The sequence below is a fragment of the Pseudomonas sp. SJZ103 genome, from assembly GCF_007828335.1.
Classification (GTDB): Bacteria; Pseudomonadota; Gammaproteobacteria; order Pseudomonadales; family Pseudomonadaceae; genus Aquipseudomonas.
Window position 1 is genome coordinate 55,555 of the sequence record NZ_VIUN01000010.1, and the last position, 13,880, is coordinate 69,434.

At 62.0% G+C, this 13,880-nt stretch carries 16 protein-coding genes; 10 read left to right on the top strand and 6 right to left on the bottom strand.

Features of this window, described 5'->3' with window-relative positions; genetic code table 11:
• Together FBY10_RS20690 and FBY10_RS20695 are read right to left on the bottom strand one after the other, a co-directional pair.
• Positions 1–1,368, bottom strand: a complete 1,368-nt coding sequence (locus FBY10_RS20690; protein WP_145337673.1) for a sensor histidine kinase — start codon at positions 1,366–1,368, stop codon at positions 1–3.
• Positions 1,358–2,086, bottom strand: a complete 729-nt coding sequence (locus tag FBY10_RS20695; protein WP_131698036.1) for a response regulator transcription factor — start codon at positions 2,084–2,086, stop codon at positions 1,358–1,360. Before FBY10_RS20695 ends, FBY10_RS20690 begins: the two co-directional genes overlap by 11 nt.
• 205 nt (positions 2,087–2,291) lie before the next feature.
• On the opposite strand from FBY10_RS20695, the gene FBY10_RS20700 reads away from it, so the two are divergent.
• The 4 genes from FBY10_RS20700 to FBY10_RS20715 all read left to right on the top strand — a co-directional run bounded on the left by FBY10_RS20700 (position 2,292) and on the right by FBY10_RS20715 (position 6,972).
• Positions 2,292–5,045, top strand: coding sequence for a response regulator (locus FBY10_RS20700; RefSeq protein ID WP_145622931.1), 2,754 nt, complete (start codon positions 2,292–2,294; stop codon positions 5,043–5,045).
• Positions 5,046–5,069: 24 nt separating this feature from the next.
• Positions 5,070–6,059, top strand: a complete 990-nt coding sequence (locus tag FBY10_RS20705) for a 2-hydroxyacid dehydrogenase (protein WP_145337671.1) — start codon at positions 5,070–5,072, stop codon at positions 6,057–6,059.
• Between the two features lie 71 nt (positions 6,060–6,130).
• Entirely contained in the window at positions 6,131–6,571 is a 441-nt protein-coding gene (locus FBY10_RS20710; protein ID WP_092488784.1) for a hypothetical protein, read from the top strand.
• Complete coding sequence (locus FBY10_RS20715) at positions 6,568–6,972, top strand: META domain-containing protein (RefSeq protein WP_131698039.1); 405 nt, start codon at positions 6,568–6,570, stop codon at positions 6,970–6,972. The genes FBY10_RS20710 and FBY10_RS20715 overlap by 4 nt, the downstream gene beginning before the upstream one ends.
• A 51-nt stretch (positions 6,973–7,023) precedes the next feature.
• On the opposite strand, the gene FBY10_RS20720 is transcribed toward FBY10_RS20715, so the two are convergent.
• Positions 7,024–7,485, bottom strand: coding sequence for a TlpA disulfide reductase family protein (locus FBY10_RS20720; protein WP_131698040.1), 462 nt, complete (start codon positions 7,483–7,485; stop codon positions 7,024–7,026).
• A gap of 115 nt (positions 7,486–7,600) precedes the next feature.
• On the opposite strand from FBY10_RS20720, the gene arsC reads away from it, so the two are divergent.
• Genes arsC through FBY10_RS20735 form a run of 3 tightly spaced genes read left to right on the top strand, consistent with a single transcriptional unit; the run spans position 7,601 to position 8,953 of the window.
• Entirely contained in the window at positions 7,601–7,954 is a 354-nt protein-coding gene (arsC, locus tag FBY10_RS20725) for an arsenate reductase (glutaredoxin) (RefSeq protein ID WP_131698041.1), read from the top strand.
• Positions 7,951–8,565, top strand: coding sequence for an NAD(P)H:quinone oxidoreductase (gene wrbA / locus FBY10_RS20730; RefSeq protein WP_090402864.1), 615 nt, complete (start codon positions 7,951–7,953; stop codon positions 8,563–8,565). Before arsC ends, wrbA begins: the two co-directional genes overlap by 4 nt.
• Entirely contained in the window at positions 8,549–8,953 is a 405-nt protein-coding gene (locus FBY10_RS20735; protein WP_145337670.1) for a DUF2069 domain-containing protein, read from the top strand. Before wrbA ends, FBY10_RS20735 begins: the two co-directional genes overlap by 17 nt.
• Before the next feature lie 38 nt (positions 8,954–8,991).
• Here the strand turns inward: FBY10_RS20735 and FBY10_RS20740 are convergent, their stop codons facing one another.
• Together FBY10_RS20740 and ttcA are read right to left on the bottom strand one after the other, a co-directional pair.
• On the bottom strand, positions 8,992–9,663 hold the full coding sequence (locus tag FBY10_RS20740; RefSeq protein ID WP_145337669.1) for a DNA-3-methyladenine glycosylase I: 672 nt from the start codon (positions 9,661–9,663) through the stop codon (positions 8,992–8,994).
• Between the two features lie 80 nt (positions 9,664–9,743).
• On the bottom strand, positions 9,744–10,568 hold the full coding sequence (ttcA, locus tag FBY10_RS20745; protein ID WP_053128530.1) for a tRNA 2-thiocytidine(32) synthetase TtcA: 825 nt from the start codon (positions 10,566–10,568) through the stop codon (positions 9,744–9,746).
• A 264-nt stretch (positions 10,569–10,832) separates the two neighbouring features.
• On the opposite strand from ttcA, the gene FBY10_RS20750 reads away from it, so the two are divergent.
• Both FBY10_RS20750 and FBY10_RS20755 read left to right on the top strand, forming a co-directional pair.
• On the top strand, positions 10,833–11,435 hold the full coding sequence (locus FBY10_RS20750) for a Yip1 family protein (protein ID WP_027606356.1): 603 nt from the start codon (positions 10,833–10,835) through the stop codon (positions 11,433–11,435).
• 128 nt (positions 11,436–11,563) lie between these two features.
• Positions 11,564–12,058 carry a SprT family zinc-dependent metalloprotease gene (locus tag FBY10_RS20755; RefSeq protein WP_145337668.1) on the top strand — a complete coding sequence of 165 codons (495 nt, stop codon included), beginning with the start codon at positions 11,564–11,566 and terminating at the stop codon, positions 12,056–12,058.
• Between the two features lie 96 nt (positions 12,059–12,154).
• On the opposite strand, the gene FBY10_RS20760 is transcribed toward FBY10_RS20755, so the two are convergent.
• Positions 12,155–13,330, bottom strand: a complete 1,176-nt coding sequence (locus FBY10_RS20760) for a CaiB/BaiF CoA-transferase family protein (RefSeq protein WP_145337667.1) — start codon at positions 13,328–13,330, stop codon at positions 12,155–12,157.
• Between the two features lie 157 nt (positions 13,331–13,487).
• On the opposite strand from FBY10_RS20760, the gene tusD reads away from it, so the two are divergent.
• Positions 13,488–13,880, top strand: a complete 393-nt coding sequence (gene tusD, locus FBY10_RS20765; RefSeq protein ID WP_145337666.1) for a sulfurtransferase complex subunit TusD — start codon at positions 13,488–13,490, stop codon at positions 13,878–13,880.

The window sequence follows — 13,880 nt, forward strand, 5'->3', positions numbered from 1 at the left end:
CTATCGCGCCGGCAACCGCAGGTGCACACGCAAGCCCCGGCCGGTATTTTCCGCCCACAAGCTGCCGTCCTGGCGTTGCACGGCATTGCGAGCGATGCTCAGGCCCAGCCCGAAGCCACCATCGCCTGGCCTTGAGCCGTCCAGCCGCGTAAACGGTGCAAAGATTCGCTCCAGATCCTGCTCATCGATTCCCCCGCCCTGGTCTTCCAACCAAAGGTGCCAATACTCCCCCTCGCGGCATCCATCCAGGCACACAGCCCCATCCGCCGGGGAGTGGCGTATGGCGTTGCGCAGGATATTCTCCAGGGCCTGCGCCAGGGCATTCAGGTTGCCCCGTACCCAACTGTCAGCGCCCAGAAGGCAGGGCAGTCGCGATGCCGGCCAATCGCTTTCAAAGCACGCGTTCTCGCGCAGCATGTCCCACAGCGCTTGCACCTGAATATCTTCTTTGGGCAGCGGCGCCCGCTCGGTATCCAGCCAGGCCAGTTGCAGGCTGTCTTCCACCAGGCGCTGCATGGCGTCGATCTCCCGCCCCAACCGCTCACGCAGGCGCGCAAGATCCTGCTCGCTGTCACAGGCCACCCGCAAACGGCTCAATGGCGTGCGCAGTTCATGGGACATGTCCCTTAACAGTTGCTGTTGCAGCATCACCGTACCCTGCAAGCGCTCGGACATATGATCAAACGCGCGCCCCAGCTCGCCCAATTCGTCCTGACGACTGGTGGCGTCGTGGGACATCCGCGTATTCAATTGATCGGCACGCCATGCGTTGGCCTGCTCGCGCAGTTGATTGAGGGGCATGATCAGCAGCCGATAGAGGCCGATGCACAGCAACAAGGTAAAGAGGCCGGGAATCACGCCGTTGGTCACCACCCGCCAGAACAGTTGGTAGCGCCCCGGCATAAAGCGCTGCGGCAGTTCAATCACCAGCGAACCGGCGCCCGGATCCACCGCAAACGGAATCTTCAACCACGGCAACCCCTTGACGTGGCGGCTGACCGGCCAATCCAGGCCCCGCAGGAAGGTCAGGCGCTGGCTTTCCGTGTCGGTCAGCGGGTAGCTGCTCAACGACTGTAAGTCATTGCCGATCACACCGATCCACGTGCTTTCGCGCTTGCCCATTGCATGCAGCCACGCATCAACGCCGGCATTGCCACCCTGGTTCCAGGCCTGCTCGGCGCCGACCGCATAACCACTCAAGGTGATCCTGGCCTCGTCGGACAGGTAGGCGTTCTTTTGCTCCATGTACCGGCCCCAGGACCAACTGAGCCAGATCATCAGCAAACAGAAGGCGATCAGCAGGCAGGCAAGTTTCCAGAATAACGAGTGCCTGCCCGGCAGTCGTTTCAGCGATGCCTCAAAGCCCATCGTCGTGACCGCTCAGCACATAGCCCTTGCCCCACACCGTGCGTACCTCACGCTCGCTGTAGCCGATGGCCTTGAGCTTGCGGCGGATCTGGCTGATGTGCATGTCGAGGCTGCGGTCATGGGGCGCATAACCCCGTTGCAACACGTGCTGGTAGAGGAACGCTTTGCTGAGGACTTCTTCACCGTTGCGATGCAGGGTTTCCAGCAGTCGGTATTCGCTGCGGGTCAGGCCCGCCCAGTGCCCCTGATGAAAAACATCGCACAGCTCATCGTCGAAACGCAGCGTGCGGTTATCTTCACGCACGGGCGCAAGCGTCGGCAACGGGCGCCGATCCAGGGCCACCCGACGCAGGATGGCTTCGATACGCACGCGCAGTTCAACCATGCTGAAAGGTTTGGGCAGGTAATCATCGGCCCCCAGGCGAAAACCGCTGACGCGATCGGTTTCAGCGCCCAGGGCCGACATCAGGATCACCGGAACCGAATGGCTCTGGCGCAGATGGGTGAGGATCGACAAGCCATCCAGGCCCGGCAGCAGAATATCCATCAACACCACGTCGAATGCCTGATCGCGCGCCATCTCCAAGCCCTGCTGACCGTTCTGGCACCAGGAGACCTGGAAACCACAGCGCCCCAGATGCTCATGCACATAGGCACCCAGCACGGGGTCATCTTCAATTGTCAGGATACGAGGTAGGCCAACTGGTGCGGGATTCATTAGCGTCTGCAAGTCATTCTCAATCACTGATTATTCAAGATAACCCCGCCGCAGGCAATCGCCACACGGTGTCCAACGGCCCGAGGATTGCCCTCTGTCATTAATTTGCAAGATTCCAGACCGCGCAAATGGCTACACTGCGCAGGTGGCGCGGGCCGGATGCCGGCGCGGAAGATTGATATCAGTGTGGTAGCAGGAGAGTGGCGTGCTTAGAAGAATGGGGATAAAAGGCCGCGTACTGTTGCTGACCTTATTACCGACCAGCCTGATGGCCTTGTTGTTGGGGGGTTACTTCACCTGGATGCAGCTCTCGGAGTTGCAGGCCCAACTGCTGCAACGCGGCGAAATGATCGCCGAGCAACTGGCGCCCCTGGTGGCCCCCGCCATGGGCAGCAGGAACACCGACCTGCTGGAGCGTATCGCCACCCAATCCCTGGAACAGACGGACGTGCGCACAGTGGCGTTCCTCGCGCCGGACCGCACGCCCCTGGCCCACGCCGGCCCGACCATGCTCAACCAGCCGCCGGTCGGTAACAGTTCCCACCTGCTGCAGCGCACCGGCAACGACGCCACGCGCTACCTGCTGCCTGTGTTTGGTCGCCATCGCAACCTGGCGGGCGATTTGATCCCCGATGAAGCTGATCGCCTGCTCGGTTGGGTCGAGGTGGAGTTGTCCCACAACGGCATGTTGCTGCGCGGCTATCGCAGCCTGTTCGCCAGCCTGCTGCTGATTGCCATCGGCCTGATCTGCACCGCAGCCCTGGCCCTGCGCATCAGCCGTACAATCAACGCGCCGATTGGCCTGATCAAGCAAGCGGTGGCCCAACTCAAGGACGGCAACCTGGAAACCCGCTTGCCCCCCTTGGGCAGCCAGGAGCTGGATCAACTCGCATCGGGCATCAACCGCATGGCCGAAACCCTGCAAAACGCCCAGGAAGAATTGCAGCACAGCATCGACCAGGCCACCGAAGACGTACGCCAGAACCTGGAAACCATCGAAATCCAGAACATCGAACTGGACCTGGCGCGCAAGGAGGCCCTGGAGGCCAGTCGCATCAAGTCCGAGTTCCTGGCGAACATGAGCCATGAAATCCGCACGCCACTCAACGGCATCCTCGGTTTTACCCACCTGCTGCAAAAAAGCGAACTGACCCCGCGCCAGCTGGACTACCTGGGCACCATCGAAAAATCCGCCGACAATCTGCTGGGCATCATCAACGAGATCCTCGACTTCTCGAAGATCGAGGCAGGCAAGCTGGTCCTCGACAGCATCCCCTTCAACCTGCGGGATTTGCTGCAAGATACCCTCACCATCCTCGCCCCCGCCGCCCATGCCAAGCAGCTGGAACTGGTGAGCCTGGTCTACCGCGACACGCCGCTGGCGCTGGTGGGCGACCCGCTGCGGCTCAAGCAGATCCTCACCAACCTGATCAGCAATGCGATCAAGTTCACCCGCGAAGGCACCATCGTGGCCCGGGCGATGGTCGAGGACGAGCAGGAAGACAGCGTGCAACTGCGCATCAGCGTGCAGGGCACCGGCATCGGCCTGTCCAGCCAGGATGTGCGCGCGCTGTTCCAGGCGTTCAGCCAAGCCGATAACTCATTGTCGCGCCAACCCGGCGGCACGGGGCTGGGCCTGGTGATTTCCAAGCGCCTGATCGAACAAATGGGCGGTGAAATCGGCGTCGACAGCACGCCGGGCGAAGGCTCTGAATTCTGGATCAGCCTGAACCTGCCCAAGACCCGCGACGACGTCGAAGACCTGCCCTGTGCGCCGCTGCTGGGCCATCGCGTGGCGGTGCTGGAAAATCACGAACTGGCGCGCCAGGCCCTGCAACATCAATTGGAAGACTGTGGCCTGGAAGTGACGCCGTTCAATACCCTGGAAAGCCTGACCAACGGCATCACCAGCGCTCACCAGACCGAGCAGGCTATCGACCTGGCGGTACTCGGCGTGACCGCCAACGATATTCCGCCCGAGCGCCTCAACCAGCACCTGTGGGACCTCGAACACCTGGGTTGCAAAGTGCTGGTGCTGTGCCCCACCACCGAACAGATGCTGTTCAACGAGTCGGTACCCAACCCCAACAGCCAGTTGCAGGCCAAGCCGGCGTGTACCCGCAAGCTGCGCCGTGCCCTGTCCGACCTGATCAGCCCGCGGCCGTCACGCAGTGAACCGGGCGAGCCGTTGTCCAGCCGTGCTCCGCGTGTGCTGTGTGTCGACGACAACCCGGCAAACCTGCTGTTGGTACAGACCCTGCTGGAAGATATGGGCGCGCAGGTACGTGCAGTGGAAAGCGGTTACGCGGCGGTCGACGCGGTGAAACAGGACACCTTCGACCTGGTGCTGATGGACGTGCAAATGCCCGGCATGGACGGACGCCAGAGCACCGAGGCGATCCGCCAGTGGGAAAGCGAGCGCCATGGCACGCCGTTGCCGGTGGTTGCCCTCACCGCCCACGCCATGGCCAACGAAAAGCGCGCCTTGCTGCAAAGCGGGATGGACGATTACCTGACCAAACCCATCAGCGAACGGCAACTGGCCCAGGTGGTGCTGAAATGGACTGGCCTGGCCCTGCGCAACCAGGTGCCGGAGCGCGCCGTCGAAGGCCTGGGCCCGGGCGTGCAATTGCCGGTGCTGGACCACGAGGAAGGCCTGCGCCTGGCCGCTGGCAAGACCGACCTGGCGGCCGACATGCTGGCCATGCTGCTGGCCTCCCTGGAAGCCGACCGTCAGGCCATTCACGTCGCCCGCGACGCCAAAGACAACCTGGCCCTGATCGAACGCGTCCACCGCCTGCACGGCGCCACCCGCTACTGTGGCGTGCCGCAACTGCGCGCCGCCTGCCAACGCGCCGAAACCCTGCTCAAGCAGGACGACGCCAAGGCCATGCACGCGCTGGACGAACTGGACATGGCCATTGCACGGCTGGCCAGTGAAGCGCGGGTCAGCGCCTGAACTCATCAAAAAAGGACGCCTTTGATGCGCGTGATTCTTTTCAGCAGCCAGACCTACGACCGCGACAGTTTCCTCGGCGAACCCCTGCCGCGCGGCCTGGAACTGCAGTTCCAACCTGCCCGGCTCAACCTCGACACCGTCGCCCTGGCCGAACACCACGAGGTGGTCTGCGCCTTTATCAACGATGACCTCAGTGCCCCGGTGCTGGAACACCTGGCCAAGGGCGGCACGCGGTTGATCGCGTTGCGTTCGGCCGGTTACAACCATGTGGACCTGCCTGCCGCCAAACGCCTGGGCCTGACCATCGTACGCGTCCCGGCCTATTCGCCCCATGCGATCGCCGAACACGCGGTGGCCCTGATCCTTGCCCTCAACCGCCGCCTGCATCGCGCCTACAACCGCACCCGCGACGGCGATTTCAGCCTGCATGGCCTCACCGGTTTCGACCTGGTGGGCAAGACCGTCGGCGTGGTCGGCACCGGCCAGATCGGCGCCACGTTCACCAGGATCATGGCGGGCTTCGGTTGCCGGTTGCTCGCCTACGACCCGTTCCCCAACCCGCAGGTCCAAGCCCTCGGTGCTGACTATGTGAGCCTGCCGGAGCTCTTGGCCCAGGCGCAGATCATCAGCCTGCACTGCCCGCTGACCGCCGACAGCAAGCACCTGATCAATGCACGCTCCCTGGCGCGGATGCAACCCGGCGCCATGCTGATCAACACCGGTCGCGGTGGCCTGGTCGACACGCCGGCGCTGATCGAAGCACTCAAGGACGGCCAACTCGGCTACCTGGGGCTGGATGTGTATGAGGAGGAAGCCCAGCTGTTTTTCGAGGACCGCTCCGACCTGCCCCTGCAGGACGACGTGCTCGCGCGCCTGCTGACCTTCCCCAACGTGATCATCACCGCACACCAGGCGTTCCTCACCCGCGAAGCCCTGGCGGCGATCGCCGGCACCACCTTGGCGAATATTGCGGCATGGGCCGATGGCCGGGCACAGAACCTCGTCGAAGGATGATCAGCGGTCACATACCAGGCTCATGATGATCAGGCACCCGTGATAGGATGCCGCGCCTATTTGGAGGATCCATGGCCGAACACGATTTCCGCTTCAGCTTGCTGAGCCCGCAACACACCCTGATCGAATGCCGCGCCCTGGTGCCGGGCCGTTACCAGGTCACCGGCAACGGTGGTTCGATCAAGCATGACGACGTGCTGATCGTCACCCTGCGTGGCAGTAAAACCTTGTCCATGCGCCTTACCGTCGAAGGTGACGCGCGCTACTCCATCCGTCCTGCTGGCCAGTGGGTCGCCATGGCCCGCGGGCCGAAGTTCGGTGAGCTGGAGATTCACACCTGGAAGGTCAACTGCGACAGCTGCGACACTGTGCTGGAGTTTGAATTCGCGGTGGAAACCAAGCTGACCAAAGAGCCGCTGCAACCGGCCGCCAACGCGCGCATTGCCGAGTTGGGCTGGGCCAGCGAAGGCGACAAGCACCGTTGCCCGACATGCCAGAAGGCCGGGCAATGAAAGGCCTGCTTCTGCTCGCCGCCGTCGGTGCGGCCCTGAGTGGCTGCGCCGGGGATGCGGTCAAGCTCAAGCAGGATCACAGCTACGTGGTGGAGTGGATTGGCGAGCGACCGCTGATGGATTACGCACACCTGACCGTCACCCTCGGCGCCGATGGGCGTGCCTACGGCAATGGCGGCTGCAACCACTGGTTCGCGCCGTACACCGTCGAGGGCGACAAACTCAGCTTCGGCAAGCTCGGCAGCACCCGCAAGCTCTGCGCCGAAGCCCTGATGGAGCAGGAACAGCGCTTCTTCCAGGCCCTGCAAGGCGTACAGCGCTGGGACATCTCGCCGATCGAGCAGACCCGCTTCTGGCCGGCCGAAGGCAAGCCGATTCGCCTGTGGCTCGAAGAGGGCTGACTGCACCGATCTGCACGTTGGTTAGATCTAAATGTGGGAGGGGCGGTTGCTTTAGCCGCGCAAGGCCTTGAGTTTGGCCAGCACCCCTTCCGCCGTCTGCTCACCCATCAACTGCTCGCGCACCTTGCCCTTGTCATCGATGATGTAGGTCACCGGCAACGCTTCGCTACGCGGAATATCGAAGATCCCATCCGGGTTCTGCGCCAGCACGGTGAACTTGATCCCCAGTTTGTCGCTGGCCCCCTTCAGCTCCGCCCCCTGCACATTGTCGAAGTTAACCCCGAACACCCCCACGCCCTGCCCCTTCAACTGTTCCGCCAGGGCGTTGAGTTCGGGGATTTCCGTGCGGCATGGGCCACACCATTCCGCCCAGTAGTTGACCACCAGCCACTGTTTGTCCAGGCGCTCGGCCGCGACCTTCTGGCCGTATTGGTCAACGCCGTAGTCATTGCCGCAGCCGCTGAGCAGCAGGGTTGTGATGATCGCCAATGCACCGATCAGTCGCCTTGTCATGGGGTAATCCTTCGCAAAAATGAACGTTGGCTGCGACCTATCGCCTCTTACGGTTTAAGGACAGGACGCCGCGCAGGTAGAATACCCGCCACCTTACGCAAGATGCGACCCGCACATGACCGATCTGACGCTTTATCACAACCCGCGCTGCTCGAAATCCCGCGGTGCGCTCGACCTGCTGGAAGCCCGAGGCCTCGCCCCCACCGTGGTGCGTTACCTGGAAACCCCGCTGAATGCCGTGCAATTGAAGACACTGCTGGCCAAGCTGGGCATCAGCGCCCGCCAACTGCTGCGCACCGGCGAAGACGAATACAAGACCCTTAACCTGGCCGATACCAGCCTCAGCGAAGCGCAGTTGATTGCCGCGATCGCCGAACACCCCAAGCTGATGGAACGCCCGATCCTGGAAACCGCCGATAAAGCCATCATTGGCCGCCCGCCAGAGAACGTGCTGGAGATCCTGCCGTGACTACGCCGTATGTGCTGGTGTTGTATTACAGCCGCAATGGCTCGGTGAGCGAAATGGCTCGGCAGATTGCCCGTGGCATCGAGCAAGGCGGGATGGAAGCGCGACTGCGCACCGTGCCGGCGATCTCCACCGAATGCGAAGCCGTGGCGCCGAGCATCCCCGACGAAGGCGCGCTGTACGCCAGCCTCGATGACTTGAAAAACTGCTCGGGCCTGGCCCTGGGCAGCCCGACGCGCTTCGGCAACATGGCCGCGCCGCTCAAGTACTTTCTCGATGGCACCAGCAACCTGTGGCTCACCGGCGCGCTGGTCGGCAAACCGGCCGGGGTGTTCACCTCCACCGCCAGCCTGCATGGCGGCCAGGAAACCACGCTGATGTCGATGCTGCTGCCGCTGCTGCACCACGGCATGCTGATCACTGGCCTGCCCTACAGCGAACAGGCGCTGCTCGACACCCAGGGCGGCGGCACACCGTATGGCGCCAGCCACCATGCCGGGCCGGATGGCAAGCGCCTGCTCGATCCACATGAAATCACCCTGTGCCGGGCCCTGGGCCTGCGCCTGGCCAAGACCGCCACGCTGCTGGAGAACGGCCGTGGCCAGGAAGCCTAAGGTTCTACCGCCGCAAGCGTGGCTGGAGCCACGGGTCAAGGCGGCACGCGCGTTAAGCCTGCTGGCGTTTTTCGCCCTGGTGGGTTTGTTGTGCGGGTACTACCTGTTCGTCGCCGACCTGCACGGCGCACGCCCGTGGGTGATCCTGCTGATCGAACTGGTGCCGCTGCTGGTGCTGGCGCCGGGGATGATCATCGGCAGTGCGCGCGGGCACTCGTGGATGTGCTTTGTGGTGAACCTGTATTTCATCAAGGGTGCGCTGGCGGCGTATGACCCGAACCGGCAGTGGTTCGGGGTGCTGGAGATGCTGGCCAGCCTGGCGGTGTTCTGTACGGCGCTGCTGTATGTGCGCTGGCGGCACCAACTGAACCGCCGGTTGGCCGAGTAACCGTGTGGCGGGCCTGCTCGCCACACAATAGACCCCGGTCAATGGTTGACGGTGTACGCCAGCATCATCGACAGCTGGCACATCGGCCGCCCACTCTCGGCATGCCACTGGTTGAACGCACCTTGCACCGTCGCCAGGTCGCGCAGGCTGGTGGGGGCCTTGTCGACGATCTTCTGCGCATTCAATGCCGCGACCACGTCATAGCTCGGCACAAATGTATCCTTGCCGACCATGCGCAGGAAGCGTGGTGCCGACAGCCCACCCAACTGATGACCGTGCTTGCTCAGGTACTTCCACAGCCCGACGATATCAGTCACCGGCCAATCGGCGATAAACGCGCCGAAGCTGCCTTTTTCCTGCTCGATATCCAGGATCATCTGCGCATTGCGCGGCACGCTCTTGAGCTTGCCCAGGTGACGGATGATGCGCGTGTCCTGCATCAGGCGCTCCAGGTGTTCGGCGCCCATCAGCACGACTTTTTCCGGGTCGAAGCCGAAGAACACTTGCTCGAACGCCGGCCACTTGGCATCCACCACACTGTGTTTCAAGCCGGCGCGAAACACGCGCAGCGCCAAGGTCGACAGGTAGCGATCATCACTGATCTTGCGCAGTTGCGCCGGGGTCTTGGGCACGGGCAGGTGGGCGTCCAGCTCGGCCGCTGAACCGAAGCGGTTCAGACAATATTCGTGCAGCCACTTGTAATCACGCATGCCCTCTCCTGCTGTTGAATGCTGGCAATTGAATTGAAAACGGCGCCCGCAAGCGCCGTGTGTCAGAGCGTTGAATGAGCTCAGAGGTTCACAACATTGACGAAGCGCGACGCGGCAGTCTCATCAATTTTGAGGCTGGTGAAGTCGAACAGGTTGCGGTCGGCCAATTGCGACGGCTGCACGTTCTGCAGGCTGCGGAAGATACTTTCGGTACGCCCTGGCGTCTTGCGCTCCCACTCCACCAGCATTTCCTTGACTACCTGGCGCTGCAGGTTTTCCTGGGAGCCGCACAGGTTGCACGGGATGATCGGGAATTGCTTGAGGTCGGAGTAGGCCTGGATGTCCTTCTCGTTGCAATACGCCAGCGGGCGGATCACCACGTTGCGCCCGTCATCGGCACGCAGCTTGGGCGGCATGGCCTTGAGCGAGCCGTTGAAGAACATATTGAGGAAGAAGGTCTCGACGATATCGTCGCGGTGATGACCCAGGGCCATCTTGGTCGCACCGATCTCATCGGCAAAGGTGTAGAGCGTGCCACGGCGCAGGCGCGAGCACAGCGAGCAGGTGGTCTTGCCTTCAGGCACCAGTTCCTTGACCACCGAGTAGGTGTCTTTTTCGACGATGTGGTATTCGACGCCCAGCGCCTTGAGGTAGGCCGGCAGCACGTGCTCGGGGAAGCCCGGCTGTTTCTGGTCCATGTTAACGGCGACGATCTCGAACTTGATCGGCGCGACCTTTTGCAGGTGCAGCAGCACGTCGAGCATGGTGTAGCTGTCTTTGCCGCCGGAGAGGCAGACCATGACCTTGTCGCCATCCTCGATCATATTGAAATCGGCGACCGCCTCACCGGCCAGACGGCGCAGGCGTTTTTGCAGTTTGTTCTGGTTGACCGTAAGAGTGCCCATGGCGCTTGGATCCGCTGGAGGTATGTGACGAAAAGCCGGGTATTTTACGCAAAAAAAACAGCTAAAGGGCTAACAGTAAAAGACCCCGCCGCGATTAGGCCCGATGTTTACAGCGCAATTTGCTCTAAAGGCCCTACAGTTATTCCGGTCATCCCTTCCTATACTGCGACTTGAGGTCGCACACATATATCCAGACCTTTGTGGCCATTTGGCCCGTAGGCGCTCCGATGGGGGGCGATGGTAATAACGACAGGAGTGACTGGCATGATCCATCACGTCGTGGGGCTGTTTACCCATCCCGACCAGGAATGGCGGGAAATTCGTGGCGATAAAGAAGAAAGCATCGGCCACATGTACCTCACTCACACCCTGATTCTCGCGGCGATCCCCGCCGTATCAGCCTTTATCGGTACCACCCAGGTCGGCTGGGTCATCGGCAACCGCTCCCCGGTCATGTTGACCCAGGAAAGTGCGCTGTGGATGACCCTCATGTCGTATGCGGCCATGCTCGGCGGCGTGGCGGTGATGGGTGCGTTCATTCACTGGATGGCCCGCACTTACGATGCCAACCCCAGCATGGCGCGGTGCGTGGCCTTTGCCACCTACACTGCGACACCGTTGTTTATCGGCGGGCTGGCGGCGCTCTACCCGCATATGTGGCTGGGCATGGTGGTGGGCACTGCAGCGATTTGCTACACGGTGTACCTGCTGTATGTCGGCGTACCGACCTTCATGAGCATCGACCCGGATGAAGGCTTCCTGTTTTCCAGTTCGATACTGGCCGTAGGGCTGGTGGTGCTGGTGGCGATCATGGCGTTTACCGTGATTGTCTGGGGACTGGGCGTAGGACCGATCTACACTAACTGACCGTTCAATGGTGAAGGCAAGGCCACCGCAAGGTGGCTTTGTACGTGATGGATGACCATTCGGCGCCTGACAGATTCGGAAACACTCGGTTTTGCGGCATACTGGACGTCTCTGGAGATATGTACAGCATGCCCGAGCAACTCAATACCCGCGTCGAAGATTGTTTCCTGCAAGCCGAATCCTTTTTCAAACGAAGCTTCAAACGCCCCCAGGTCAGCCTCAAGCTGCGGGGCCAGAAGGCCGGTGTCGCGCATTTGCACGAGAACCTGCTGCGCTTCAACCCACAGTTGTACCGAGAAAACAGCCAACACTTCCTGAAACAGACCGTGGCCCATGAGGTGGCGCACCTGATTGCCCACCAATTGTTTGGCGAGCGAATCCAGCCCCATGGTGAGGAATGGCAACTGATCATGCGCGGGGTTTACGAACTGCCGCCGGATCGTTGCCACACCTATGCCGTGAAGCGTCGCCAGGTGACCCGCTATATCTACCGTTGCCCATGTGCCGAGAGTGACTTTCCGTTCTCATCGCAGCGCCATGGCATGGTGGCTCAGGGGCGGCGGTACCTGTGTCGGCGCTGTCGGCAGACATTGGTGTTTACCGGCGAAACCAGGGTGGAATAAAGGCCTCATCGGGAGCAAGCTCCCTCCTACATTTTGATCGTATTCACAGGCCTGAATGTGGGAGGGGGCTTGCTCCCGATAGCGTCCGCCCAGCCACTACATAATCACCTTGGAGCTGCGCAGCTCGCTGATGCGCTGCGGGCTCAAGCCCAGCTCCGCCAACACTTCATCACTGTGCGCGCCCACGACGACGCCAATGTGCCGGGGGGCTGGCAACCCTTCCGAAAACTTCAACGGGCAGGCAATCTGCGCCTGGCTCGAGCCATCCCCCCTGGGCACCTCGCTGACCAGCGCCCGCGCCTTCAACTGCGGATGGGCCACGGCTTCGCTGAGCGTCAGCACAGGCTCCACGCAGGCATCCACCCCGGCAAACAGCTCGCACAATTCCTCGAAACTGCGCTTCTCGAACTCTACCTGCAAGGCCTGCTTAAGCGCCGGCTGCTGCTCAGGCTTCAAGCCCTGCGCGGCCAACTCCGGGCGCCCCAACGCTTCACACAACGGCTGCATGAAAGCCGGTTCCAGGCTGCCCACCGACATCCAGCGCCCATCTCGCGAGCGGTAGTAATCGTAGAAACTCCCACCATTGAGCACATGGCCCTCCCATTCCGGCTCCACACCACACGCCAGGTAACCCGCGCCGGCCATGGCATTCAGGCTGAACGAGCAATCGGTCATGCTCACATCCAGGTATTGTCCGACCCCACTTTGCTGCCGGGCGATGACGGCAGCGAGCAGCCCCACCACCGCATGCAGCGAACCGCCGCCCACGTCCGCCAACTGCACGCCCAGTGGCAACGGTCCGCTGTCCTGGCGCCCGGTGTAGCTGGCCACCCCGGCCAACGCCAGATAATTGATGTCATGCCCGGCGCGATCCTTATAGGGCCCGGTCTGGCCGTAACCGGTAATCGACACATAAATCAGCCGCGGGTTGATCGCCTTCAGCGCCTCGTAACCCAGGCCCAGGCGCTCCATCACCCCGGGGCGAAATTGTTCGAGGACAATGTCGTAGTCCTTGACCAGTTCGCGCACGATCTCCAGCCCTTCGGGCTGTTTCAAATCCAGCGCCAGGCTGCGTTTATTGCGATTAAGGTAGGCATGGCTGGCCGAAGTCCCCTGGTCATGGGGCGGCAGCACCCGCAGCAGGTCCACGCGCGTGGGGGATTCGATCCGCAGTACCTCGGCGCCCATGTCCGCCAGCATCAACGATGCGAACGGGCCAGGCAGCAAGGTGGAAAAATCCAGCACTTTGAGGAACGCCAAGGGACCTGACATGGGGACTCCATTTGGGTTTCGAATTCACACAGACTAGGCAGCCTGGCGCCTACCGGCAATCGTCAGAACGATCATCGAAGGTGACCGTTTTGATCATGGCGGGCTTTTTCGTGGCGGCGGCTTTATCATTGGCCCACGTTTGCTTGCAGAGAGTTCCATGAAGTTTGCGATTGCACTGTTTTCCGCCGCCCACGCGCCCTCCTCGCGCCGCGCCCTGCTGTTTGCACAGGCGGCGTTGGCCGGCGGGCATGAGATTGTGCGGCTGTTTTTCTATCAGGACGGCGTCTACAGCGCCTCCAATAACATCGTTGCCCCCCAGGATGAGCAGGACATCGCCCGCCAATGGCGTGAGTTTGTCAGCACACATCAGCTCGACGGCGTGGTGTGCATCGCTGCCGCCTTGCGCCGTGGCGTGCTTAACCAGGAAGAAGCCACGCGCTATCAACGCAGCGCGGTCAACCTGGATGCACCCTGGGCGTTATCGGGCCTGGGGCAATTGCATGACGCCGCCCAGGCCGCCGACCGCCTGATCTGTTTTGGAGGGCCGTGA